Source organism: Klebsiella sp. CSG-1 (assembly GCF_056521145.1).
Window position 1 is genome coordinate 316,213 of record NZ_JBWNLD010000004.1, and the last position, 24,333, is coordinate 340,545.

At 54.1% G+C, this 24,333-nt stretch carries 15 protein-coding genes and 1 pseudogene; 8 read left to right on the forward strand and 8 right to left on the reverse strand.

Annotated features, from left to right (window positions below; genetic code table 11):
* The first annotated feature begins 739 nt into the window (after window positions 1-739).
* The 3 genes from nifJ (at window position 740) to uspF (ending at window position 5,718) form a co-directional block, all read left to right on the forward strand.
* On the forward strand, window positions 740-4,267 hold the full coding sequence (nifJ, locus tag AC007G_RS12445; RefSeq protein WP_142630992.1) for a pyruvate:ferredoxin (flavodoxin) oxidoreductase: 3,528 nt from the start codon (window positions 740-742) through the stop codon (window positions 4,265-4,267).
* 724 nt (window positions 4,268-4,991) lie between these two features.
* Window positions 4,992-5,210, forward strand: coding sequence for a KTSC domain-containing protein (locus tag AC007G_RS12450; RefSeq protein WP_032687991.1), 219 nt, complete (start codon window positions 4,992-4,994; stop codon window positions 5,208-5,210).
* 73 nt (window positions 5,211-5,283) lie between these two features.
* Window positions 5,284-5,718 carry a universal stress protein UspF gene (gene uspF, locus AC007G_RS12455; protein WP_032687993.1) on the forward strand — a complete coding sequence of 145 codons (435 nt, stop codon included), beginning with the start codon at window positions 5,284-5,286 and terminating at the stop codon, window positions 5,716-5,718.
* 60 nt (window positions 5,719-5,778) lie between these two features.
* Here the strand turns inward: uspF and AC007G_RS12460 are convergent, their stop codons facing one another.
* The 4 genes from AC007G_RS12460 to AC007G_RS12475 form a co-directional block, all read right to left on the reverse strand.
* On the reverse strand, window positions 5,779-6,429 hold the full coding sequence (locus AC007G_RS12460; RefSeq protein ID WP_032687994.1) for a response regulator: 651 nt from the start codon (window positions 6,427-6,429) through the stop codon (window positions 5,779-5,781).
* Between the two features lie 8 nt (window positions 6,430-6,437).
* Window positions 6,438-9,590 carry a response regulator gene (locus tag AC007G_RS12465; protein ID WP_219637342.1) on the reverse strand — a complete coding sequence of 1,051 codons (3,153 nt, stop codon included), beginning with the start codon at window positions 9,588-9,590 and terminating at the stop codon, window positions 6,438-6,440.
* Between the two features lie 111 nt (window positions 9,591-9,701).
* Complete coding sequence (locus tag AC007G_RS12470) at window positions 9,702-10,919, reverse strand: EAL domain-containing response regulator (RefSeq protein WP_142630990.1); 1,218 nt, start codon at window positions 10,917-10,919, stop codon at window positions 9,702-9,704.
* 4 nt (window positions 10,920-10,923) lie between these two features.
* Window positions 10,924-13,608 carry an ATP-binding protein gene (locus tag AC007G_RS12475; RefSeq protein ID WP_158491141.1) on the reverse strand — a complete coding sequence of 895 codons (2,685 nt, stop codon included), beginning with the start codon at window positions 13,606-13,608 and terminating at the stop codon, window positions 10,924-10,926.
* A 464-nt stretch (window positions 13,609-14,072) separates the two neighbouring features.
* On the opposite strand from AC007G_RS12475, the gene AC007G_RS12480 reads away from it, so the two are divergent.
* From AC007G_RS12480 to AC007G_RS12495, 4 genes are read left to right on the forward strand one after another with little or no spacing between them, the layout of a single operon-like run.
* The gene (locus AC007G_RS12480) at window positions 14,073-14,591 is read left to right on the forward strand and encodes a fimbrial protein (RefSeq protein WP_032687998.1); all 519 of its coding nucleotides are present in this window, start codon (window positions 14,073-14,075) and stop codon (window positions 14,589-14,591) included.
* A 47-nt stretch (window positions 14,592-14,638) separates the two neighbouring features.
* A complete protein-coding gene (locus tag AC007G_RS12485) occupies window positions 14,639-15,316 on the forward strand; it encodes a fimbrial biogenesis chaperone (protein ID WP_032687999.1) in 678 nt (225 codons plus the stop codon).
* A gap of 19 nt (window positions 15,317-15,335) precedes the next feature.
* Window positions 15,336-17,861 (forward strand): fimbria/pilus outer membrane usher protein, encoded by a 2,526-nt coding sequence (locus AC007G_RS12490; protein ID WP_142630989.1) that lies wholly within the window; start codon window positions 15,336-15,338, stop codon window positions 17,859-17,861.
* Between the two features lie 11 nt (window positions 17,862-17,872).
* On the forward strand, window positions 17,873-18,862 hold the full coding sequence (locus AC007G_RS12495; protein ID WP_099973561.1) for a fimbrial protein: 990 nt from the start codon (window positions 17,873-17,875) through the stop codon (window positions 18,860-18,862).
* Window positions 18,863-19,102: 240 nt separating this feature from the next.
* On the opposite strand, the pseudogene ttcA reads toward AC007G_RS12495, so the two are convergent.
* The 4 genes and pseudogenes from ttcA to zntB form a co-directional block, all read right to left on the reverse strand.
* Window positions 19,103-19,945 (reverse strand): annotated as a pseudogene (gene ttcA / locus AC007G_RS12500) (tRNA 2-thiocytidine(32) synthetase TtcA); the annotation flags it as partial.
* Window positions 19,946-20,254: 309 nt separating this feature from the next.
* Window positions 20,255-21,628: an ATP-dependent RNA helicase DbpA gene (gene dbpA / locus AC007G_RS12505; protein WP_004861223.1), complete on the reverse strand. Its 1,374-nt coding sequence runs from the start codon at window positions 21,626-21,628 to the stop codon at window positions 20,255-20,257.
* Between the two features lie 14 nt (window positions 21,629-21,642).
* Entirely contained in the window at window positions 21,643-21,828 is a 186-nt protein-coding gene (gene ynaL, locus AC007G_RS12510) for a proline-rich small protein YnaL (protein ID WP_071824622.1), read from the reverse strand.
* A gap of 279 nt (window positions 21,829-22,107) precedes the next feature.
* On the reverse strand, window positions 22,108-23,091 hold the full coding sequence (gene zntB / locus AC007G_RS12515; protein WP_032688003.1) for a zinc transporter ZntB: 984 nt from the start codon (window positions 23,089-23,091) through the stop codon (window positions 22,108-22,110).
* A gap of 486 nt (window positions 23,092-23,577) precedes the next feature.
* Here zntB and AC007G_RS12520 point away from each other — a divergent pair, with 486 nt between their 5' ends.
* Complete coding sequence (locus AC007G_RS12520) at window positions 23,578-24,324, forward strand: DeoR/GlpR family DNA-binding transcription regulator (protein ID WP_180888536.1); 747 nt, start codon at window positions 23,578-23,580, stop codon at window positions 24,322-24,324.
* The last annotated feature ends 9 nt before the right edge of the window (window positions 24,325-24,333 follow it).

The window sequence follows — 24,333 nt, forward strand, 5'->3', positions numbered from 1 at the left end:
GGGAGTTTTTACCGCACAAAGTTGAGCCCGCTTTTTTCCACTCTTTTTTACGGCAACGGCTGTCTTTATGCTCTGACCAAATTTGATCAAACCGATCTTTTTGCAGGTCCTGTGATTCTGGCGTCCGTGACCATCGCTTTGTACAAAGGGCTTTTCGGGTAGATTTTTGCATAAAAACTCTCCAGGTTGACTTTTGCTAACCATTCCGTAGTTAATCCAGCAAGCTGAGCTGATATTAGCATCATCAGAAGAGAGTTTATTTCAACCTTTGTTTATCTTTGTAAAGGCAGAATATTAAAATCATATTTACCATTTCAGACCTGGGCAGTGCGCACAATCCTCGCACACAACCTGTACGCTCCGGTTATTCCGCGCGGTCCGTGTCCAGACTGGCTGGACTAATTTACCCCTACCTGAACAGACTCTAACCCGTTCAGAGATCTCAAAAACAGAATGACCGTTCTCATCTGCGATACCTTCAGCAGATGGGCTGTCACCGCGGGGAGCCTGACCGTTATGACGCCTCCCGCCCCATATAAATTTATAATAATCAGTAAGATAAATTCGATGTCGTTGGTAAAATCTGCCTCTCGGGGGAGAATTCGTGGATCAATTTGTGCACTCGAAAGCCTCACAACTTCAAGGGTATAGATAATGCCCTTATACTAGCCACTATAATTACAGGACCTGTAGCCGTTTGTCGGGTCTCTTCTTTTGCGCAATGTTAGGGTGTCTTCTTATGATTACTATCGACGGTAATGGCGCGGCCGCTTCAGTCGCGTTTCGCACCAGTGAGGTTATCGCCATCTACCCGATTACGCCCAGTTCAACGATGGCGGAACAGGCGGATGCCTGGGCGGGTAACGGGCTAAAAAACGTGTGGGGGGATGTGCCTCGCGTCGTCGAAATGCAGTCGGAAGCCGGGGCCATCGGTGCCGTACACGGCGCGCTGCAAACCGGGGCGCTCTCGACCTCCTTTACCTCATCGCAGGGGTTGCTGCTGATGATCCCCACGCTGTACAAACTGGCCGGTCAGCTGATGCCGTTTGTCCTGCACGTTGCCGCTCGTACCGTCGCTACCCACGCGCTCTCGATCTTCGGCGACCATTCCGACGTCATGGCCGTGCGCCAGACCGGTTGCGCCATGCTGTGCGCCAGCAGCGTCCAGGAAGCCCAGGACTTTGCGCTGATTTCCCATATCGCCACGCTTAAGAGCCGGGTGCCGTTTATTCATTTCTTCGACGGTTTTCGGACTTCGCATGAAATCAATAAAATCACCCCGCTTGCGGACGACACCATTCGCAGCCTGCTGCCTCAGGACGAGATTGACGCGCACCGTCTACGCGCGCTGAATCCGGAACATCCGGTGATCCGCGGTACTTCGGCGAACCCGGATACTTATTTCCAGTCCCGCGAAGCCACGAACCCCTGGTACGACGCGGTTTATGACCACGTTGAAACGGCGATGAACGATTTCGCCGCCGCGACCGGGCGTCAGTATAAACCGTTCGAGTTTTATGGCCATCCGCAGGCAGAACGGGTGATTGTGATTATGGGCTCGGCGATCGGCACCTGCGAAGAAGTCGTGGACGAGCTGCTGAGCCCTGGCGAAAAAGTCGGTGTCCTGAAAGTTCGCCTCTATCGTCCCTTCTCGGCCGCCCATCTGCTGGAGGCGCTGCCGGAAAGCGCCCGCGCTATCGCCGTTCTCGACCGCACCAAAGAACCGGGCGCCCATGCCGAGCCGCTGTACCTCGATATCATGACCGCGCTGGCGGAAGCCTTTAACCGCGGCGAGCGTGAAACCCTGCCCCGCACCATCGGCGGTCGCTACGGCCTTTCATCCAAGGAGTTCGGCCCGGAGTGCGTGCTGGCTATCTTCAATGAATTACGCGAAGCCCGGCCCAAACCGCGATTCACCGTCGGCATTTATGATGATGTAACCAATCTCTCCCTGCCTCTGGGGGAGAACACCCTGCCATCAGAAGCCAAACTGGAGGCGCTGTTCTACGGCCTCGGCAGCGATGGCAGCGTCTCGGCGACGAAAAACAATATCAAAATTATCGGCAACTCCACGCCGTGGTTCTCGCAGGGCTATTTTGTCTATGACTCGAAAAAAGCCGGCGGGTTGACCGTTTCGCATTTACGGGTCAGTGAAAAACCGATTCGCTCCTCCTATTTGATCTCACAGGCCGATTTTGTTGGCTGCCATCAGCTACAGTTTATCGACAAATATGAAATGGTTGAGCGGTTAAAACCCGGCGGAATCTTCTTGCTCAATACGCCTTATGGCGTCGATGAAGTGTGGTCGCGCCTGCCGCAGGAAGTGCAGGCGACGCTGAACCAGAAAAAAGCGCGCTTTTATATTGTCAACGCCGCGAAGATCGCCCGCGAGTGCAGCCTTGGCGCCCGTATCAACACCGTCATGCAGATGGCATTCTTCCATTTAACGCAAATTCTGCCGGGCGACAGCGCGCTGGCCGAACTGCAGGGCGCCATTGCTAAAAGCTACAGCAGCAAAGGTCAGGACCTGGTTGAACGCAACTGGCAGGCGCTGGCGCTGGCGCGCGAATCGTTGGCCGAAGTGCCGCTGCGCCCGGTCGATGCCTCCAGCCCGAACCGCCCGCCGGTGGTCTCCGACGCCGCGCCGGATTTTGTTAAAACCGTCACCGCCGCCATGCTGGCCGGGCTCGGCGATGCGCTACCGGTCTCCGCTCTACCGCCGGATGGCACCTGGCCAATGGGCACCACCCGTTGGGAAAAACGCAATATCGCCGAAGAGATCCCCATCTGGAAGGAGGAGCTGTGCACCCAGTGTAACCACTGCGTGGCCGCCTGCCCGCATTCAGCGATTCGCGCCAAAGTGGTCCCTCCGCAGGCAATGGACGCGGCACCGGCCAGCCTGCACTCCCTGGATGTGAAATCGCGCGATATGCGCGGGCAGAAATATGTACTGCAGGTGGCGCCGGAAGATTGCACCGGCTGTAACCTGTGCGTGGAAGTGTGTCCGGCAAAAGACCGACAGAATCCTGAAATCAAGGCCATCAACATGATGTCGCGCCTTGAACATGTGGAAGAAGAGAAAGTGAACTACGACTTCTTCCTCAACCTGCCGGAAATCGACCGCAGCACTCTGGAACGTATTGATATCCGCACCTCGCAGCTGATCAGCCCGCTGTTTGAATATTCCGGCGCCTGCTCAGGCTGCGGCGAAACGCCGTATATCAAACTGCTGACCCAGCTGTACGGGGATCGGATGCTGATCGCTAACGCCACCGGCTGCTCGTCGATTTACGGCGGTAATCTGCCATCCACTCCGTATACCACCGACGCCAACGGCCGCGGCCCGGCGTGGGCAAACTCGCTGTTCGAAGACAACGCCGAATTTGGCCTCGGCTTCCGCTTAACCGTCGACCAGCACCGTCAGCGCGTAATGCGCCTGCTGTCAACGTTTGCCGACAAACTGCCAGCAGCGTTGTACGACGCGCTGCAGGCCGACGCCACGCCGGAGGTGCGGCGTGAACAGGTGGCTGAGCTACGCCAGGTTCTGGCTAATGAAGCAGGCGCGAAGGAGCTCTTAACCGATGCCGATGCGCTGGTTGAGAAATCCATCTGGCTTATCGGCGGCGATGGCTGGGCCTATGACATTGGCTTTGGCGGTCTCGACCACGTCCTGAGCCTGACTGAAAACGTCAACATTCTGGTTCTCGACACGCAGTGTTACTCCAATACCGGCGGCCAGGCGTCGAAGGCGACCCCGCTCGGCGCGGTCACCAAGTTTGGTGAGCACGGCAAGCGCAAAGCGCGTAAGGACCTCGGCGTCAGCATGATGATGTACGGGCATGTTTACGTCGCGCAAATTTCGCTGGGCGCGCAGCTGAATCAGACGGTGAAAGCGATTCAGGAAGCGGAGGCCTACCCTGGCCCGTCGCTGATTATCGCCTACAGCCCCTGCGAAGAGCACGGTTACGATCTGGCGCTCAGCCACGATCAGATGCGTCAGCTGACCGCCACCGGCTTCTGGCCGCTGTACCGCTTCGACCCTCGTCGTGCGGATGAAGGTAAACTGCCGCTGGCGCTGGACTCTCGCCCACCTTCAGACGCGCTGGCCGAAACGCTGCTTAATGAGCAACGTTTCCGTCGCCTCAATGCCCAGCAGCCCGAAGTGGCGGAGCAGCTGTGGAAAGATGCGGCGGCGGATTTGCAAAAACGCTATGACTTCCTGGCCCAGATGGCCGGCAAAGCGGAGAAACCGGCCACCGAGAGTTAATCGGCTCTGTTTTTAAGTTTCACCATAAAAAAAGCCCGAATATTCATTCGGGCTTGTCATTTTTATCGTCAAAATAATATCATGCGTGAATATAATATGTGACGATCATAATAAAACCTGACAATAATAAAGGGCATGTAACGCCCACAGAATACGCCCACCGCGTCACGAAGTATAATTTTTATTTAACATACTTCCGTTTAATACATTCATAAAGACTATAACCATCACGGAAGAATTTATTACTCCACACCGATTCGCCCGTATTGCCTTCTTTTACATCCTCAATGCGCTAAGTTAAAAATATCGGCATAATAAACGCCGTTGGTGTGACGCCCCCACCATTAGCCCCCGGCCCATTACCCCGGCAATCATCATAATAACCGTCGACAATTCCCCACGACCGCCAGCAATAAAATTCTCAGCGCGAGCGATGACGATAATCGTTGCATTAAATAGACGGGCATCGCTCTGATTTATTCGCTCACGCCGAATAGTATTCCCGGCGTCTGTGCGCAAGCCAGTTTGCAGCGCGAAGATGACAACATTGATATAAAGTCACTGCGCCTCTGGCATTACTTATCGCCTTGACCGGACCGACCCGTGCCGATACCGGGTTCACCAGCAACCGTCAATCAAATCAAAACAATATCCCTGGAGTATTAAAACCGTTACCCGATAAATGATATATTGCCGGTAAAGCCTGCCGTAAAGGACGCCAGCCATGGATCATCACCCCGTAAAGTCATCCCGAATCGCCTCCATCGCCTATGACGAGGCCTCTGGCATCCTCGAAATCCGGTTTCACGACGATAGCACGCTTCGCTATGAGAAGGTGCCCGAACGCATCTACCGCCTTTTTTTGCAGGTGGTGTCCAAGGGACGTTTTTATGATGGCGTCATCAAAGGGAAATTTACCGAACTCCGGGGTAACTCACGCTAAAATGTGACCCGTCATGGTACATCGCGCCGCCAAATGGCGTACACTTTAAGCGGTTACTTAAACAGGAGGTTTTATGGCCAGAATAATTCTTGTACCTATTGATATTTCTGATAAAGAATTAACTCAACGCGTTGTCTGTCACGTTGAGGCGGAAGCGCGCATTGACGATGCCGAAGTACACTTTCTGACCGTGATTCCATCCCTTCCCTATTACGCCTCGCTGGGGATGGCCTATACCACCGAACTACCGCCGATGGATGAGTTTAAAGCGGAATCGGAAACGCGTCTGAAAGAGATCGTCGCTCAGTTCGCCATTCCTGAAGACCGGGTGCATTTCCATGTTAAGGAAGGTTCGCCGAAGGATAACATTCTGGAGCTGGCGAAAACGCTGCCGGCCGATCTGGTGATTATCGCCTCTCACCGCCCGGATATTACGACCTATCTGCTCGGCTCCAACGCTGCGGCCGTCGTTCGTCATGCCGACTGTTCCGTACTGGTTGTGCGTTAACCCCTTCAGCCCGCCCTCTGGGCGGGCTTTTTATGTTCATCGCCTCACCGGGATTAACGTTCAATCAAAAATATGATTCCCCACGCAAAAACGAATCAGCTCCTGATTGCTCTCGACGTTCAGTTTACGCATCGCGGAGTTCTTTTGCAGACTGACGGTCTTAGCGCTACGGTTTAGTTTTTCCGCGATCTGGGAAATCGATTCGCCGGCGACAAAATAACGTAGAACTTCATATTCCCTGGGGGAAAGGCTATTGACCCGCTCGTGCAAGAAAATCTCCCGTTTATCGCGGCGGATATCGTTTTGAAATGACGGAGCGTAATAGCGGCTGTTAGCGCGTACCGCAAGCAGTGCCAGCAAGACTTCGTTAAGCGGATCCTGCTTCAGGACCACGCCTGAAACGCCTGCGTCATATAATGCCGAGACAATCATGGGGTTCGAGATCATCGTCAGCACCAGCAGTTTTACCTCCGGAAAAGTCCGCAGCAGATAATCGATAAATTTCAGTCCGTCCTGGTGGACCTCATCCTTGGGCATGTTGTAATCGCTAATAATGACATCAGGTGGGTTCTGGCGAACGTGATCGATGAGCGCAGCCGAGGTCGCAAAGGTCCCCTCGACACAAATTCCCGGGGTCTGTTCGAGAAAGTCTTTCATTCCTGCCAGTACAACCTGATGATCGTCCAGAAGGACAACGCGTAGTGTTTTCATGGGTTTTCTCATGCAATTGAGTCTGTTTCTATCCGAACAATCAACCGGTATATTTCCTTCGCCATCGCCAGCACGTCAGCGATACAGTCCCCATCCATCCCGGATGCCTGAATCTGTTGTTCAAGCCGCTCCATCCGTGACGCCAGCTCCCGCTGTTGCGCCAGCACCAGTGCGCTGCGCATACGGTGCAGAATCATCGCGACCGTTTCCGCATCGCGCTGCGTTATTCCCGCATCTAGCTGGTGCCAATCATCCCACATACTTTGCAAAAAGAGGTGGCGATGCTTATCAAGTACGTCAGGTTCCAGCCGTGCCAGACAATTATTCTCCCCGCGTTCGGTTATCCGACCCACGGGCGTATACGTACGCAGCAGAGCGACCAGCTCGCGCAGGTCAATGGGCTTTACCAACCAGCCATTCATGCCCGCCGCTACACAGCGCTGCTCTTCATCCCGCATCGCGTTTGCGGTCACCCCCACTATCGGTACGCTGACGCCTTCTGCTCTCAGCTTGCGGGCAAGCTCATAACCGTTGAGATATGGCATATTCACATCGGTCAACACCATGTCATACGGACTCATATCCCATAGTGCCAGCGCCTCTTCGCCGTCATCCGCTAGCGTCACCTCACAGCCCAGACGTTCCAGCTGTTCCCGTAGGGTCACCTGATTAAGCGGATGGTCTTCCGCCACCAGTATGCGCAGATGAAAAGAAGGCAATGCCACTTCCGAAGGCCCGTAATAGGGTTGAGCATGTATCAGGCGTTCGATGCCAAAGCCGATACTGGTAACGCTGTTGGCATCGATACCCGGTATCCCGGTCTCCCCTGATAAAGAAAGCCCCAGATACTGCCCCGGCCAGTCGGCGGGTCGATCCTGCGGCTGCCGCATGATCTCCAGGAGTATCGATGCGGTCCCGGCCGATGTAAGCATGTCATCGACGCTACCCGCCTGGGCTCCCCAGAGCCGCAGCCAGTCGCAGATATTTGCCGTTAGCTCCGGGTGAGGAGTCCGTACCCCGATGATCGTTCCGCTGAGCTGCGGGTCGGTGGGTAAAGCGTCATCGGCCAGGTCAGACTCCAGCTCGAAAAAAAACTTACTGCCCATCATGGCTTCGCTTCTGAGCTGAATAGCGGTGTTCATTAACTCGGCCAGGCGCGCGCAGATAGAGAGCCCAAGCCCCGCCCCCCCGGAAATATTGCGTTCGGCATCGGCCAGGTAGAACGGGGTAAAGAGTTTCTCCTGGCGAGGTTTGCTGATGCCTACCCCACTGTCGCACACTTCGAGTAATAAGCGGACGGCGGTGGAGGATCTGCCGGATGCGCTCATGCGTACAATGACATATCCCGACTCGGTAAACTTGATAGCGTTGCTGATGAGATTATTAAGGATCTGCCGCAGCCTTGTCGGGTCGCCCTTCACCCACGGCGGCACGTCTGTCGTAACGGATGAGAACAGCAGTAACCCTTTACGGTGAGCCATCCCCGCATAAGTGCCGGTGCAGCTCTGCACCAGCTCCCGTGGGTTAAAGCTGGTTTCTTCCAGCTGCAGCTGACCCGCTTCTATCTTACTGATATCCAGAATATCGCTGATAATCTGCAACAGCATTTGCGAGGCGTCTTCAATCCGGCTGACATACTGGCGCTGCTGGCTGTTCAGCTCGGTCAGCGAGAGCAGTTCCAGAGTACCAAGCGCACCGTACAACGGCGTTCGAATCTCATGACTCATCGTTGCCAGAAAGGTGGATTTTGCCTCATTAGCTTCATCCGCCGCTTTTCTGGCGCGCATCAGATGGCGTTCCATTTCCGCATGCGAGCTGACGTCAGCAAAGGCGCACAGAATCACATCCTGCTGCATATAGCGTGTAGGGGCATAAGCAACGTACAGCGTCCGCTCCCCGGAGACCGCCAGTTGCGCAATCGTTCCCGCCTGCACAACGTGCAGCACCTGGCTAAGAAGTAAATCCATCGCATCCGAGTGGGGTAACGGCTGTCCCAGACTCGCCCCCAACCAGTCCAGCGCCAGCTCGTTGGCAAAGACAAGTCGGCCATCATCACGATCGATAAGACAGAGCGCCACGGGCGCGGTCTGAATCAGCGTCCGGTTGAAGGCATCGCTTTCAAGTATTTCTCGCTGCGCTTCCTGCGCGGGCAGGATCACCCGACGGTTATACCAGCGCATATAGAAAACGCAGCTCACGATACTGATCAATAGCAGCAATACCGTACTGGACGGCAGCCAGAGGTTATCCCTGAAGAAGCTGGAGTAGTTCATCCGATAGACCCCGGTCCAGTGTCCCGTTTTATCGCTGACCTTCAGTACCAGCCCGTTAAGGGTGTAGTGCAAACCGGGGTGTCGCAGCGCCGGCAGCTCACCCTCGCCGATCAGTACGCCATGGTCCCGATGCGCCATCCAGGTATTATCCCGATACTGCAGCCAGAACAGATGATTCGGCGCCGGGTCAACATTGCGCTCCATTACGCCAATGCGCGAACGATTCAGTAACGTCGCCGCGTAGATGCAGGTGGGCCGGCGCGGCGTGCCGCCCCAGATACCGGGCGGAAAGCCGGCCGGAATCAGACCGATCAAACGGTCGGGGAGCGCCTGGGTCCGGAACCAGGTAATATCACCTCGATTTTCGGAGATCTGGCAACCATTATGGGGATGGTTTTGCAACTGCTGGCGTACCGCGTCGGTGGTGGCCCGATAGGTCTGAATACTAATGGGTTCGTAACCGGCATTGACGTTAACCGCGGGCACGCCGATGCTGATGCCATCATTCTCGTTGACAAAAAAAACGGCGGCCGCGGGAAAATAGGAAGAGGCCCAGAACGAGGAGTAAAAATCAGCCAGATAGCTCCCCAGAGCGAAGAGCTTGCCCGGAACGTTAGGACAATCGGCCCGGGCTTTACAGGCCAATGAAAATGGCATATCCACCACGGACTCGCGCCCTTCAAACAGCCGGCTTCCCCAGTCGGGGGGAACATTCACCTCGTGAAAACTGGCGACCCGGAGTAAAGGTAATACGGCCAGCTGTTCATTCTGCCCATGTAGCTGGCGCAGAAAGGACTCCTGTTCGTTGACGTAGCCCACCAGCGTCGAAAAATCCAGCGTAAACCGCCGTTGTTCCTGCTCTATTGCCCGCTGCGTACCCCAGTACATACCGACTGCAAGCAGTATGGCGACCGGTATTAAAGCAAAAAATACCCAATGTTGCCTGCGCGAACTGTCGGTAATTTTACTGAACGGCGTATGCGGCATAGACGTGATCACCTATCGGGTGGGTGAAGCCAGCACAAACCTGTCGCTAACCTCGGAGGCTAAAAGCATCCCAAACCTCTCTGCGCCGATCGCTGCTGAGATTAAAAAACCCTGCGCGTAATCGCAGCCGATATGGCGAAGAAACTGTAAATCACGCATCGTCTCCACGCCTTCGGCCGTTACGGTCAGCCCCAGCTGCCTGCCCAGCTGTACCACCGCGTTCAGCGCCGTTTTACGGATATCATCATCGGCGACGCCATGAACAAAGGACCGATCCACCTTCAGTTCGGTAAACGGAGTAGAAATCAGGCGATACATCGAACTGTACCCGCGCCCGAAATCATCCTGAGCTAAGCCAAACCGCTTCAGGCGTAATCGACTACTACCTGTATGATAATTCACCACATGAGAAATTGCTTCATCCTCAAGCAGTTCAAAACTCACATTCGCCGTGTCTACGCCTCGGGCGGTGACCTGACGAAACAATTCATCAGGGAGCTGTGGGTCGTCCAGCAGCGAAACGGGGAGATTAACCGACACCGGAATCTGATATCCGCATCGTTGCCACAACAGGTGGGCCTCCATAGCATCCTCTAATATCCGCAGTAACAGCGGCTTTTGCAGCCCGTAATGATGAATGGCATCCAGGAACGAACCGGCCAGCATAAATCCATACTCCGGGTGGTCCCAGCGGGCAAGGGCTTCGGCGCCGATAATCCGACCGCTGCCTAAGGCTATTTTGGGTTGGAACCACGCTTGTATACCCCGCGATTGCAGGGCGTTTTCTATCGCGCGTCGTTCAAAGGTGCAAGGCGCGCGATCATGACTTTGGGGCGTTGTCTCCGCCCCCTGCTGCATGCGCTGCAGCAACTGGCGCAACGCATCCTCGCTAAACGGTTTCTGAAACGCCCCCATCACTGTCAGCCCACTTTTTTGAGCAACCAGGCTGACGCTGTTCATCAAACTTTGTGAGCAAGCGCTAACCAATACCAGCATGGTATTCACCCGCCGTTGGCACAGTTCGCTGATAAACCGCAGACTATCCATATCGGGCATATTCATATCAATAATTACCAGCTGGAAATGGCGACTCTCCAGCAGAGATAGCGCCTCGGCTGCGGTGCGGGCAACCTGCACCTCAAAAAGCCCGGTGCCCTTCAGCATGGCCTGCATATGGGAAACACTCTGGGGATGCTCATCCACAACCAGTACGTGGCGTTTTGACAACATAACCTCAGTTCCTGCTTATTATTATCGTGCGCAACATCGCACGTAACTGTGATAACGACAGCGGTTTACGTAGCAGCGCGTTCATTCCCGCCCGATGCCCTGTTGTCTTCTCTTGCTGATAGGCATTCCCCGTCAGGCCAACGATCTGCCCCTCATATCCTTGTTCACGGAGCTTTCTCGCCACTTCATAGCCGTCCAGATCGGGCATATGCAAATCCGTCAGCACCGCGTCAAAGGTCAAAATGTCCGAGAGGTTCAGCGCATCGCGCCCGTTCGTTGCCAGGACGACATCGCAGCCCAGCAGCTCCAACTGCTCACGTAAAATAATGTGGCTTATCGGACTGTCATCCACCACCAGTAAGCGCAAACCAAACGTTTCGCCAATAAAATCAGAGGCGGCCGCCGGAAGCGGAGCGGCATCCAGCTGCATAGACTGCACAACACGTCCGATCCCCGTGACGCTATAGGCGCCGGTAATGACGGTAGTATCGCTCTCAGTGGTTTGTTCATGCCCTAAGGTAGGCGGTAGCGCGATGATCCGTTTCCCGTACCAGTGGGTCGTATGGATTGATGGCGGCCAGGTTTGAACCAGTATTCCTCGCGAGTCGTTGCTGAGCGTGACATTGCGAAAAGGGAGCGCCTGGGCTCCCCAGTGGCGCAGCCAGTCACACAGATTGTTGACGATCTCGGGTACCGCGCCATCGACATAAACCGGCTCTGGCAACAGCTGCGGCACTGGCGGCATATTACTGTCCTCCGCCAACGGCAAAGTAACCTCAAAGGTGAAGCGGGTGCCGAGGTTGTGCTCACTGATAGCCCACAGCCGCCCCTCCATCAGCTGAGCCAGCCGTGAGCAGATAGACAGTCCCAATCCGGAGCCAGAATCCTGTCCGGTCAGCTTATTTGCGGAACGAAAGTAGGGTTCGAAAAGCCGGGGTAAATGCTCGGATGTAATACCGACCCCGGTATCGACCACCTGGAAGATCAGGCTAACGGTATCGCCATACTGCTGGCCCGCCTCCAGCCTCAATACCACGTGCCCGGAAAGGGTGAATTTGACCGCATTGTTGATCAAATTATCCAGTACCTGACGTACCCGGGTAGCATCCCCCTGGACTAATGGCGGGACGTTGACATCAGAAAGCGTGTAAATATGCAGTCCTTTATTTTCCGCTTTCGCCGCATAGGTCTCCACTACCAGCTCGGCAAGCTCCATCGGTGAAAACGGCGCGCGCTCCAGCGTGAGCTGGCCGGCCTCAATGCTGGAGAGATCCAGACTGTCGTTCACGATGCGGAGCAGACTGGAAGATGAGTGCAACAGCGTCCTCATATACTCGCGCTGCTGTCCGCTCAATCCGCTGAGGGCAAATAGCTCAAGCGTCCCGAGAATGCCATACAGTGGCGTACGTATTTCGTGACTCATGGTGGTAAGAAACAAAGTCTTCGCCTGATTCGCCGATTCGGCCATACTTTTAGCCTCAACCAACGAGCGCTCCACCGCTTTCAAGCCGGAAACATCGCTAAGCACGCACAGAATGGCCGCCTCGCCGCCCCACGAAGTGGCGGTACAACTCAGCTGAATGGTCCGCCCGTCATAAAGCGTGAGCTCGCGGGCGCCGGTGGCATCATCAACGGCTGAAATGCGCGTAAACCATTGCCGATCGCTCTGGACCCAGGAATACGCCAGCTCATTGGAGAACAACAGCTCGGCGTCCCGACCGCGCACTAAAGCTAATCCTATTGGCGCCGTCTCAACCAGTTTACGGTTCAGGGCCGCACTATCCATCAGCGCGGAAAACTGGCTAAGCGCCGGCTGCAATACCCGACGAGACAAGTACCAGAGACTGAGGATGACAAACATGATCAATGCAGTGGCCACCAGCACTACCGCATGCAACACCGGCAGATTCTTTTTTACCAGTTGCGAAACCGGGACCGAATAGGCGAGGCTCCAGCCGCCATGCCCCACCGATTTACGTAATACCAGGAACTCGGGGAACAGCCGTCCGCCGGTGACGCCAAACGTGTCCACAAGAAAGCGCCCTACCCAGTAACTCTTTTGCCCGTGCATAGAGTTGCCATGCAACGCCAGCAATCCCTGCGGATCGATGAGATCATATTTCCCCCCGCTCAGCGTGGAGAGGTCGATACTGGACGCCAGTTCGCAAAAGGTCAGCCCTAACCAGCCGGATTGCGGATCGTCCACATCTACAGGGGTGTAGAGGTAAAGTCGGTCTTCTTCATCCCCTGGCGGATTAAACCATGCGATCGGCAGGCTGCCATCCTCCCCCATCTGCCATACCTGACTGGAGAGAAACGTCATAATTTGCCGTTCACTTTCCGAAGAGAGTCCGGGTTTAGGGTTCGGTGCCGGCAGGACGGTGGTCGTTCTCCCGGTCCGGGCAGAGGTATAGATCAATTGCGTCTTGCTACGGTCAAACCCGGCAATATCCCGACGGCTCATGATGACGCCATGGCGCTGTTGATTATCGCTGTCCCTGAGCGGGTATACCGTGATTTCCGGGAACGGAACCGCTTCGGAGACCTGGCCCGAGGAGAAACGCCCGGGTAAATGCACAATGGCTGCCGCCATTGATTGCAACATCGCCTCCCGCTCATCGAAGAAGTATTGTGCGTTGTAGGCCGCAGCGTTCATTTGCCGACGATAGTCCGAAATCGTGTTATTCACTGAGTAGTAAATGTAAAAAAAAGAAGCAACGGCGATACAACTTAAAAACGCCATTGCAAATGAACACAGTAATGCCTTTGGCAGACGAGGAGCCTGCCGTGAAGAATAAAACAGAACATCATATTTGCTTTTTAACATCTGCCTATAATAAGAACCCTGCCCACAACAATATATAAGGAAAGCCTTATTTTACTATCCTCGTCTGTTGACCTGCCTGATAACCAGCACCTTACCTCTTTTAAGGTATTCCTTATATACTCTCAAAATAAATCACGCATAATAGGCCGCATGATTGATGACGACGCAGACTGCCGTCTCATCACATCACACCCCGTATATTTACGTTTTTAAAATACACTAGATTAGCAACGCGTATAACACTCGTTAATTAGCATGTGTTCATTGCGCTCGCCTTTTATACCGGTTTATAAAAATAAACCAAGCAATCACTCAGAGGAAATATCATGAACAGATTTACATTAATCGCCACTGCCGCGGCATTATTTTCAGCGCAATACGCAAATGCTGCCGACGGTACGATTAATTTCACTGGGAGTATTACCGACACTGCCTGTACCGTTAATACGTCCTCCACCAACCAGACGGTTGCGCTGGGTACCGTATCAAGCACTTCTTTTAGCGGCGCTGGCTCTACAGCCTCATCCTCTCGTTTTACCATTGAGCTGACGACCTGCCCGTCTGCGGTGAATACGGCCAAAGTTCGCTTTGACGGCCCAACGGCAACCGGCAACTCCTCAATCCTCCGCCTCAACGCCGGGCAGTCCGCCACCAACGTAGGGGTCGCTATTTATGAGCAAAACAGCACAACGCTAATCCCGGTTGGCACGGCTTCTGCGGGCGTCACCCTGTCTTCTACCGGTACCAATGAAATGGTGTATATCGCCAAATATATGGCCACGGATACCACCGTCGGCGCCGGCAGCGCCAACGCAACCACCACATTTACTATCACCTATTCGTAATATCGCAGGGCCGATTCCGGCCCTGTTTTTTCCAAAAGGATTCACAAATGTTCCGCTTTTTTCGCCACCCGCTGATATCGCTCCTGTTTTTTCTACCGGCAATTGCCTCCGCCGGCGTGGAAATCGGCGGTACCCGCCTGATTTATGACGGTAGCAGTAAGCAAGCTTCTATTAGCGTCAGCAATCCGGATGACCGACCTTTTCTGATCCAGTCCTGGGTGAATAAACAAGAGGATGGCGATGATAATGACACCACCTTTATCACCACCCCGCCGCTGTTTCGTCTCGATCCGCATTCACAAAACTCTGTTCGCGTCGCGTTAAGTCAGGATCGGTTGCCGCAGGATAAAGAGTCTGTTTATTGGCTGAATATTAAAAGTATTCCGGCCAACAGTGGCCATGCGACTAACGAACTGCTGATTGCCGTAAAAACCCGAATGAAATTAATTTACCGCCCGGCGGGTTTGCAAGGCGATCCCACAATTGCATGGCAAAAACTCACCTTCAGCCGAAAAAACGGGACACTTTTCGTTTCCAATCCAACGCCCTTCAGCGTGTCATTTTACGATTTAAAAGTGAATGGTAAGGAAATTAAAAGTGTTCCGATGATACTGCCTGGCCAGGAGGTCTCTCTGGAACCACGAGCTGAGGCAGGCATGAAAATACGCTGGCGCGCAATTAATGATTTCGGCGGCATTACGTCAGAGCAAGAAATAACTTTATAATTAACTAAAAGATAGTCCCATGAGACAATTTAACCATAGCGAAAAATGCCTGAAGCCGGAATATATCCTGGTTGCTGTAGTTACGTTATTCAGTCTTTCTGTATCAGAGACCATGGCCGATGATTATTTTTCCCCGGATTCTATTGAAATTCGAGGTAATGTGTCACGGGATATCGACCTTTCACAATTTAGCCATACGGGTGGTCAGGCCCCCGGTATTTACCGGGTAGCCATCTACCTTAACGGAACCTATGTTACCGAGCGGGAAGTCACTTTTAGTCGCCAGGCCGGGAAACTGGCCCCGGAGCTCACCCCTGAAGATCTGCTGCTTTGGGGCGTTGCCCACAATGCCACCGCCGAATTTATGCAAGCGGATGTCCACCAAAAAATAACCGATCCCGGCTTACTGCTGCCTGAAAGTCATTTTGCTTTTGATTTCCCCCAGAGCCGGCTCAATATTTCTGTGCCGCAGCAGTATGTGCTCCGTAATCCGCAGGGATATATCCCGGAACAAGAGTGGGATGACGGTGTAAACATGGCGTTTCTGAACTACAGCTATTCCGGGGCGACAACGCGAAGAGATGGCGCTGCAGGCGTGGATAATAGCGCTTACCTGAACCTTCGCAGCGGTGTAAACCTGGGCGCATGGCGTCTACGTCATTACGGCACCTACACCCACAGTGATGAGGGTAACCAGTGGGACAATATTAATACCTATCTGCAGCGGGACGTCAAATCGTTGAAAAGCCAGTTTGTTGTCGGCGAAGGCCAGACGCAGTCGGAGATATTCGACAGTTTTGCCTTTCGCGGAGCGCAGCTCTATTCCGATGACAATATGCTGCCAGAAAGCTTGCGTGGATTTGCGCCGATCGTTCGGGGGATCGCCCACAGCAACGCTCAGGTCACGATACGCCAGAATGGCAGCACTATCTGGCAGTCGTATGTGCCCCCTGGCCCTTTTGCAATCAGTGATTTATACCCAACTTCTTCATCCGGTGAGCTGGAGATCGTTATTCTCGAATCTGACGGTACGCAGCGACGCTCGGTGCAGCCGTTCTCTGCGGTTCCGGTCATGCAACGCGAGGGGCGCTTCAAATATTCCGTCGCAGCGGGCAACTATCGTTCGTCCGATACGACAGGCCGGGAACCCACTTTTTTTCAGGGTACGGGAATTTATGGTCTCCCGTGGACCGCGACGGTCTATGGCGGCAGTATCATTTCCGATCGCTACTTCGCCGCGGCTGTAGGCCTGGGCAAAAGCCTGGGAGATATCGGCTCGGTCTCGCTGGATGGCACCTTTTCTCGCACGCAGTTTGCCGATGAAAACGATACGGGCGGGGCTTTCCGTTTTCAGTATTCAAAAGATATCGCCACCAGCGGGACCACTTTCACGGTGCTGGGATATCGCTACTCGACTTCCGGTTACCATGATTTTAGCGAGGCCAACGGCGATGGATATAGCAACTGGTCAAAGGGCCATCAGGACAAAGAAGAGCGACGGGCCTATGAGGCATGGCGTGGTAAATATACCAAACGCAGCAGAACGCAGGCCAACATCAACCAAAGCTTAGGTGATTATGGCAGTCTGTACCTCTCAGTTTATGAGCAGCAGTACTGGGGAGGCGATAGAGATCGCAACGTTAACGCCGGGTTTAACACCAGCCATAATGATATCAATTATTCCCTGAGCTACGGCTATGCGCAGACCTCCCATTTCAGCAGTAGCGACCAGACCGTCTCACTGTCAGTGCAGATTCCGTTAAGCCGGTTCCTGCCGGGAAGCTGGCTTAGCGCTTCAGCCACCAGCAATAAACGCGGCGATACTACCCTGATGACAGGCCTTTCCGGGACTGCCCTCGCCGACAATAACCTTTCATGGAGCGTAATGCAGGGCTATAACAGCCAGAATGCCAACACCACAGGCTCCGCGGCGGCGGACTATAAAAGCCGAACCGGTGAATATCAGGCCGGCTACAACTATTCCCGACAGAACCAGCAGTTCACCTATGGTGCCCAGGGTGGCGTTGTTCTTCATCCCTACGGGCTGACCCTGACACAACCGCTGGGCGAGACAATGGCGCTGGTTAAGGCGCAAGATGCAGCCGAGGTAAAAGTCCTCAATAATTCAGGCCTCTATACCAACCGTCATGGCTACGCGGTGGTGCCTTATGTCACGCCATACCATCGTACCCATCTGACGCTGGATACTACAGACCTCGGACAGAACGTCGATTTACTTGGCGATACCCGTACCATCGTACCCACTAATGGCGCGCTGGCGCTGGCTGACTTCCCAACGGCATCCGGACAGAAGGTGATGTTTACGCTGCAAGGTGCCAACGTTCCCTTTGGTGCGACAGCCAGTGTACAAAACGATAATCGTACGACAGAAGGCATTGTGGATGATCAGAAACGGGTCTGGCTCACCGGCGTACCTGATAAGGGAAGCCTGCAGGTTCGCTGGCAAGGCGGCCGCTGTACGGCGCCTTATCAGATCACGGCCAGTTCGTCTTCTGTGCTTAACGTGACAGCTGCCTGTCATTAACCGGAGAAATTATGCGTATTATTTTAGGTCTGCTTTTACTGTTGTCGTTTTCAAAAATGGCGGCCGCATACAGCTGTACCACGTCCGTCCCGACAAGTATCAGGAGCATACCGGATATGAACATCCCCAGAGACGCCCCTGTCGGCTCAATTCTGGGCGCAGCTTTTCAGGAAATCACCCCCTTTAACTGCGTTAACGACTCGCCCGGCCTGACCTATCAGGAATTTGGCGTCAAAGCCTATGGCACATACGTGATGATGATTAGTAATCGGCGGGTATACAGCACCAATCTTCCGGGTATTGGCTATTCTGTCTACAGCCTGACGCCTGCCTGTACTGGCACCGTAGGGGTTAGCGTGGATGGAACAAATACGCTTGCCGGTAATCAGGATACCCGACTATTGTGCAAAGCCAATGGACCGGTTTCATCAACCGACATGTCCAGTACCCCGGGGGTTGTATTTTACAAAACAGGTCCCATCACTCCCGGAGTGGTAACCGGAAAAATAGTCGGTTCTTTTATTATGCGAAATAATCAATCCACCTGGCAGGTACCGGAATCGACCTTCCAGTTTATAAATTTTTCTGTCAGGTCGACCGGGTGTTCGGTGAATAACAGCGCAATCAGCGTCAACATGGGCAGTATTAAGAAGAGCGCTTTTAGCGGTATTGACAGCTGGCCTGCCAGCACGAATACCAAAGATATTGATATTGCCTTAAGTTGCACTGCCGGCACCAAAGTCAGTTTACGGGTGGATGGGACAGCCGAGAATAGCGCGAAAGGGATATTAAAATTAAGCGCGGTCCCCGGAGCGGCCTCCGGGGTTGGTATACAGTTGCTCTATAATAACTCGCCGCTGGCGTTAGCGTCATTGTTGCCGATAGGCACTGCCGGAACGACGATGACGATTCCATTACAGGCGCGCTATTATCAGACGCAAAGCACGGTGACGCCGGGCGCAGCCAATAGTTACGCCACTTTTACCATGACCTATCAGTGATAGCGCACCATTGGCGCCGGCGATGAGCACCCTGCCGCCCTCTACGGATGAATATTGTGCTACGTGGATAAATAATGAAAGGGTTACAGGGGTGTACCCGATCGAAATTCACGTAGCACACCCGCTGCCGGATAAAAGACAGCGGCGCCGGGAATAACCGCCATGCTGCCCGTATCACCGTAACCGGGGCTACAGATTTGTCACGTCGATATACAATGACTTATCAATGTTGGTGGATGAAATTGTTGCTTCGTTAAACGCGTATTCTTCTCTCTCGCCAATACGCTCTAAAGGAAGATTAACAAAATCAAAAAGCTCGCGATCAGCCAGCTGACTTGGACTGACGTTTTGCATAGATTTAAAGACACTTTCTACACGGCCGGGATCTTTCTTATCCCACTCGCCTAACATGGCCTTGATCGCCTGGCGTTGTAAATTTTCCTGTGAGCCGCATAAATTACAGGGAATGATCGGGAAGTTTTTATGATCGGCATATTTGATCAGATCTTTTTCCCGGCAGTAGGAAAGCGGACGAATAACCACATTGCGGCCATCATCGGAACGTAACTTCGGCGGCATCCCTTTCATACGCGCGCCATGGAAAATATTTAAGAATAACGTTTCAACGATATCATCCATATGGTGACCGAGGGCTATCTTTGTTGCGCCAATTTTTTCAGCAAAAGAATAGAGCGTCCCTCTGCGCAGACGTGAACATAAACCACAGGTGGTTTTTCCTTCCGGAACCTTCTCTTTAACCACGGAATAGGTATCTTTATCCACGATGTAGTATGGAATATTCAGGTTATCCAGATATGCAGGTAAAATATGTTCAGGGAATCCCGGCTGTTTCTGATCCAGATTGACCGCAATGACCTCGAACTTAACCGGCGCGACTTTCTGTAACCCGAGCAGAATGTCCAGCATCGCAAACGAATCTTTGCCGCCGCTCATGCATGCCATCACAACATCGTTTTCTTCGATCATGCTGTAATCGGCGATCGCATTGCCCACATTTCTCCTGAGTCGCTTCTGGAGTTTGTTGAACTCTAACGTTTCTTTTCTTACATCTACTTGATTCATAAATACTTCTCAGAGAACTGGCGTCGATTCAGGCGGCCAGCTTTGGGTTACAGATTAAAAAAGCATTATACGTAACTTTAAACCGTCTTGAAACACTGCCGAAGATGGCATCACCTTCACGCGAAGATGCAATAAATATCTTTAATTTCATTAAGATAGTCAGAAAACACTCGACCATTACCGGTCGATTGCGTTCGTGCGCAGCGGGAAGAAGCACACATACGGCGGAATGAACGGTGCCTGAACAGAGAGGGAAGCGAAGTCAGCAACCGGCGTCTCAGAGTCACCTCTGAGACGCGTTATCATCGCTTATTTCAGCAGGCGGACGCGGCAGTTTTTGCCTTTAATCTTGCCGTTCTGCAGCTGCTTATAGGCTTTCTGCGCCACGCTCTGGCGAATGGCCACATAGACATGCGCAGGATGGACGTTAATCTTGCCGATGTCGGCGCCGTCAAAGCCCATATCTCCGGTCAACGCGCCGAGCACATCGCCAGCGCGCATTTTTGCTTTCTTCCCGCCATCGATACACAGCGTCGCCATCTCTGCGTGAAGCGGTTTGATATTGCCGTTCGTTGGCGCGCTCACCCAGTTCAGCTTCAGCTGCAGCATCTCGGCCAGGATGTTGGCGCGCTGCGCCTCTTCCGGCGCGCAGAGGCTGATAGCCAGACCGCTCTCGCCGGCGCGGGCGGTACGGCCGATGCGATGCACGTGAACTTCCGGATCCCAGGCCAGCTCGTAGTTAACCACCAGCTCCAGCGATTTAATATCGAGGCCGCGCGCGGCGACGTCGGTGGCGACCAGCACGCGAGAGCTCCCGTTGGCAAAACGCACCAGCGTCTGATCGCGATCGCGTTGTTCAAGATCGCCGTGCAGCGACAGCGCGCTCTGCCCTGCGGCATTCAGTGAATCGCAAACCGCCTGACAATCTTTTTTGGTGTTGCAAAACACCACGCAGGAGGCCGGCTGATGCTGGCTGAGCAGCGTTTGCAGCAGCGGGATTTTTCCGCGCTGGGAGGTTTCGAAAAACTGCTGCTCGATTGCCGGCAACGCGTCGACGGAATCGGTCTCAATGGTTAACGGATGGTTTTGCACGCGCCCGCTGATCGCCGCGATCGCTTCCGGCCAGGTGGCGGAGAACAGCAGCGTCTGACGTTCGGCCGGGGCAAAGCGGATCACCTCATCGATAGCCTCGCTGAAGCCCATATCCAGCATCCGATCGGCTTCATCCATCACCAGCGTCTGCAGCGCATCCAGCGACACGGTGCCCTTCTGCAGGTGATCCAGCAAACGACCCGGCGTGGCGACGATGATATGCGGCGCATGCTGCAGCGAATCGCGCTGCGCACCGAAAGGCTGCCCGCCGCAAAGGGTCAAAATTTTAATATTTGGTAAAAAGCGCGCCAGACGACGCAGCTCGCCCGCGACCTGATCGGCCAGTTCGCGGGTCGGGCACAAGACCAAAGATTGTGTCTGGAACAGGGTAGCATCGACGTGTTGAAGCAGCCCCAGACCAAATGCCGCAGTTTTACCGCTACCGGTTTTGGCCTGCACGCGCACATCTTTACCCGCCAGAATCGCGGGCAAGGCGGCGGCCTGCACAGGGGTCATCGTGAGATAACCCAGCTCATTGAGATTGGCGAGCTGGGCAGCGGGTAAAACGTTCAGTGTTGAAAAAGCGGTCACAATTTTTTCTCGAATTAACAGGCACACAAAGGGCAGGCGCGTATCCTCGCAGATCTGCGCCTGCGATGCGACAATTTAATCGGCTCATCATCCGGCGGCGGATCGGGCAGTGGATGCGGGCGCGGCCGGGGATCGGGCACCGGTATGGGATCGTTAGGTTCTGGCGAGACAGGGATGGATGTCAGGGGTTGATAGCGCATGTTGGTTCTCCCGGGAATGAGCGGGTACACCCATTAAGCGTAGAAGCTGCTAACCAGAGAGCAAAAAAAAGCCGACTTAATCAAGTCGGCGTCGTACGAATCAATTGTGCTATGCAGTAATTCAAAAAAGGAAGTAAGACAATATGGAGCGCAACGCCCATCGCTTGACGTTGCATTCACCTGCGAGAGAGATATTGCCCCGAATGGGTGGACGGTTTATTGATTTCGCTCAAACATTACCGGGTTTTCGCCCGATGGACGGCGATGAAAAGCGATTATTTACAGCCATTTACTACGATGTAACCACCATGTAACACCGCCAATGAGAACGACTAACATTATACAGAAGATAGAAAAGCCTAAATGCCACTCATTGCCGGGGATCCCGCCCAGGTTGACGCCAAACAGCCCGGTCAAAAAGGTGCTGGGCAGAAACACCATCGCCATCAGCGACATCGTATAGGTCCGGCGCGACAGCCCCTCTTGCATAATCTGGGCAATCTCATCGCTCATAATCGCCGTCCGGGAAATACAGCTGTCAATCTCATCCAGGCCCCGCCCCAACCGGTCGGCAATATCCTGCATTCTGCGGCGGTGATCGTCATTCATCCACGGCAGGCGCTCGCTGGCAAGGCGGGAGTAAACATCGCGCTGCGGCGACATATAGCGGCGCATGACAATCAGCTGTTTGCGCAGCAGCGCCAGAAAACCACGCGGCGGTACCTGCTGATCCAGCAGGTTATCTTCGAGGTCGATAATCCGGTCATGCAGCTGCTCGATAAATTCGCTGGCGTGGTCGGTCAGCGCATCGCAAATATCCACCAGCCAGCCGCCGCAATCCACCGGCCCGGTTCCCTCGCGCAGATCGCCGAGCACATCATCCAGCGCCAGCACCCGACGCTGGCGGGTGGAGACGATTAAGCGCTCGTCCATATACAGGCGCATCGCCACCAGCTGGTCCGGGCGCTCATCGGTACTGCCGTTGATGCAGCGCAGCGTAATTAACGTCCCGTCCCCCACCCGGGTGACCCGGGGACGGGTACTTTCCCCGGCTAAAGCATCGCGGACGCTGTTGGGTAACAGCGGAGTGGATGCCAGCCATTCGGCGCTATCGGCGTGGGTATAGTTCAGATGCAACCAACAGGGGCGATCCTTATCGATAGCGTCACTGTCAGTCAGCGGCTTCACTCCGCCCTGCCCGTCGAATTGCCATGCAAAAACCGCATCCGGCACGTTCAATTCCGATCCCTTAATGGCGTCCACCAGACCTCCGTCAGTCAGTACTTATTTTTGCTAGTCTAGCCTGACACATCGGTTAATCAAGGGGTAAAGTCAGCAGGGTGCTGAATTCGCTGATGAAAAGCGGGCGAGGAGGAGAATAAAAAAAGAACCCGCCGGCGGCGGGTTATGAGTGCGTTTCATAAGAGTATGTCCAGCCCGCTGAATTAACCACCGCCAGAATGAATACCGGCGGGACGGCAGGCTAGCAGGAGCCGTTCATTTTTTCTCTTCTGCGTACTGACGAGCGTTATCGTGCAAATTTGTACACATGTTGTTATCTCCTTCATGGTTATGAGCAGGATAAGGGTAGACCGCTGTTGCCGTTTTGCAAACCCGCCGCGTAAAAAAGTGTCGCCCCGCCCCGCCGCGCCTCCGCTTCTCTCCTGAACCGGGTGCAAGGAAGATTTCTTTTCCTGCAAAATGCTGTATTATGCGAGTTATTGCAGCATTTTGCAGGATTTCGTCACCATGCATAAAACCGCCAGACAAAAGTACCTGGTTGATCTTATTAGTGAGAATGGGCAAGTCAGCATCAGCGAACTGGTTGAAAAGCTGCAGGTTTCTGCAGACACCCTGCGTCGCGATCTGGCCGATCTTGAAAAGCAGGGACTGGCGCAGAAGAACCACGGCGGCGCAATCGCGCTCGACATTTCCGCGATGAATCGCCAGGGCAGAAACGCCCTGCTGCCGCAGACTAAACAGCGTTTAGGCCGCATGGTCTCCAGCAAAATACCCGCCGGTTCGACCCTCTTTTTAGATGCCGGCAGTACCGTTCTGGCCGTCGCTACCCAGATTCAAGGCCCGATGACGGTCATCACCACTTCCTTAGATATTGCCGCGCATTTCAGCACCCGCCCGGATATCCAGCTGATCATGCTGGGAGGAACATGGGATGTGCGGCAGCGGCTGTTTGCCGGCAGCGCCACCCTGGCATTGCTGGCGCGCTATCGCGCCGATATCGCCATCCTCGGCGCCTGCGCTATCCATGCGCAACTCGGTTTAAGCGCCAGCCAGGAGGCCGATGCCGAAATCAAACGCGCCATGCTGGCGGCAAGCACCGAGCACTGGCTGGTCGCCGATCATATGAAGCTGAACCACTGCGAGCCGCATCTGGTGGCCGAATTAACAGACATACATCAGTTATTTTTAGACAAGCCCTGGGAAGAGCTCGGGGATACTAGCGCGCTGCAGGTCAACATTGCTGACGCTCAATAACGTGGAGAG

Bases quoted from the DNA above. Each gene is read 5' to 3' on its own strand.
- AC007G_RS12495 (WP_099973561.1), top strand. From the start codon at position 17,873: ATGCGTATTATTTTAGGTCTGCTTTTACTGTTGTCGTTTTCAAAAATG.
- AC007G_RS12485 (WP_032687999.1), top strand. From the start codon at position 14,639: ATGTTCCGCTTTTTTCGCCACCCGCTGATATCGCTCCTGTTTTTTCTA.
- ynaL (WP_071824622.1), bottom strand. From the start codon at position 21,828: ATGCGCTATCAACCCCTGACATCCATCCCTGTCTCGCCAGAACCTAAC.
- nifJ (WP_142630992.1), top strand. From the start codon at position 740: ATGATTACTATCGACGGTAATGGCGCGGCCGCTTCAGTCGCGTTTCGC.
- AC007G_RS12465 (WP_219637342.1), bottom strand. From the start codon at position 9,590: ATGTACTGGGGTACGCAGCGGGCAATAGAGCAGGAACAACGGCGGTTT.
- AC007G_RS12470 (WP_142630990.1), bottom strand. From the start codon at position 10,919: ATGTTGTCAAAACGCCACGTACTGGTTGTGGATGAGCATCCCCAGAGT.
- uspF (WP_032687993.1), top strand. From the start codon at position 5,284: ATGGCCAGAATAATTCTTGTACCTATTGATATTTCTGATAAAGAATTA.
- AC007G_RS12520 (WP_180888536.1), top strand. From the start codon at position 23,578: ATGCATAAAACCGCCAGACAAAAGTACCTGGTTGATCTTATTAGTGAG.
- AC007G_RS12490 (WP_142630989.1), top strand. From the start codon at position 15,336: ATGAGACAATTTAACCATAGCGAAAAATGCCTGAAGCCGGAATATATC.
- AC007G_RS12450 (WP_032687991.1), top strand. From the start codon at position 4,992: ATGGATCATCACCCCGTAAAGTCATCCCGAATCGCCTCCATCGCCTAT.
- AC007G_RS12460 (WP_032687994.1), bottom strand. From the start codon at position 6,429: ATGAAAACACTACGCGTTGTCCTTCTGGACGATCATCAGGTTGTACTG.
- AC007G_RS12480 (WP_032687998.1), top strand. From the start codon at position 14,073: ATGAACAGATTTACATTAATCGCCACTGCCGCGGCATTATTTTCAGCG.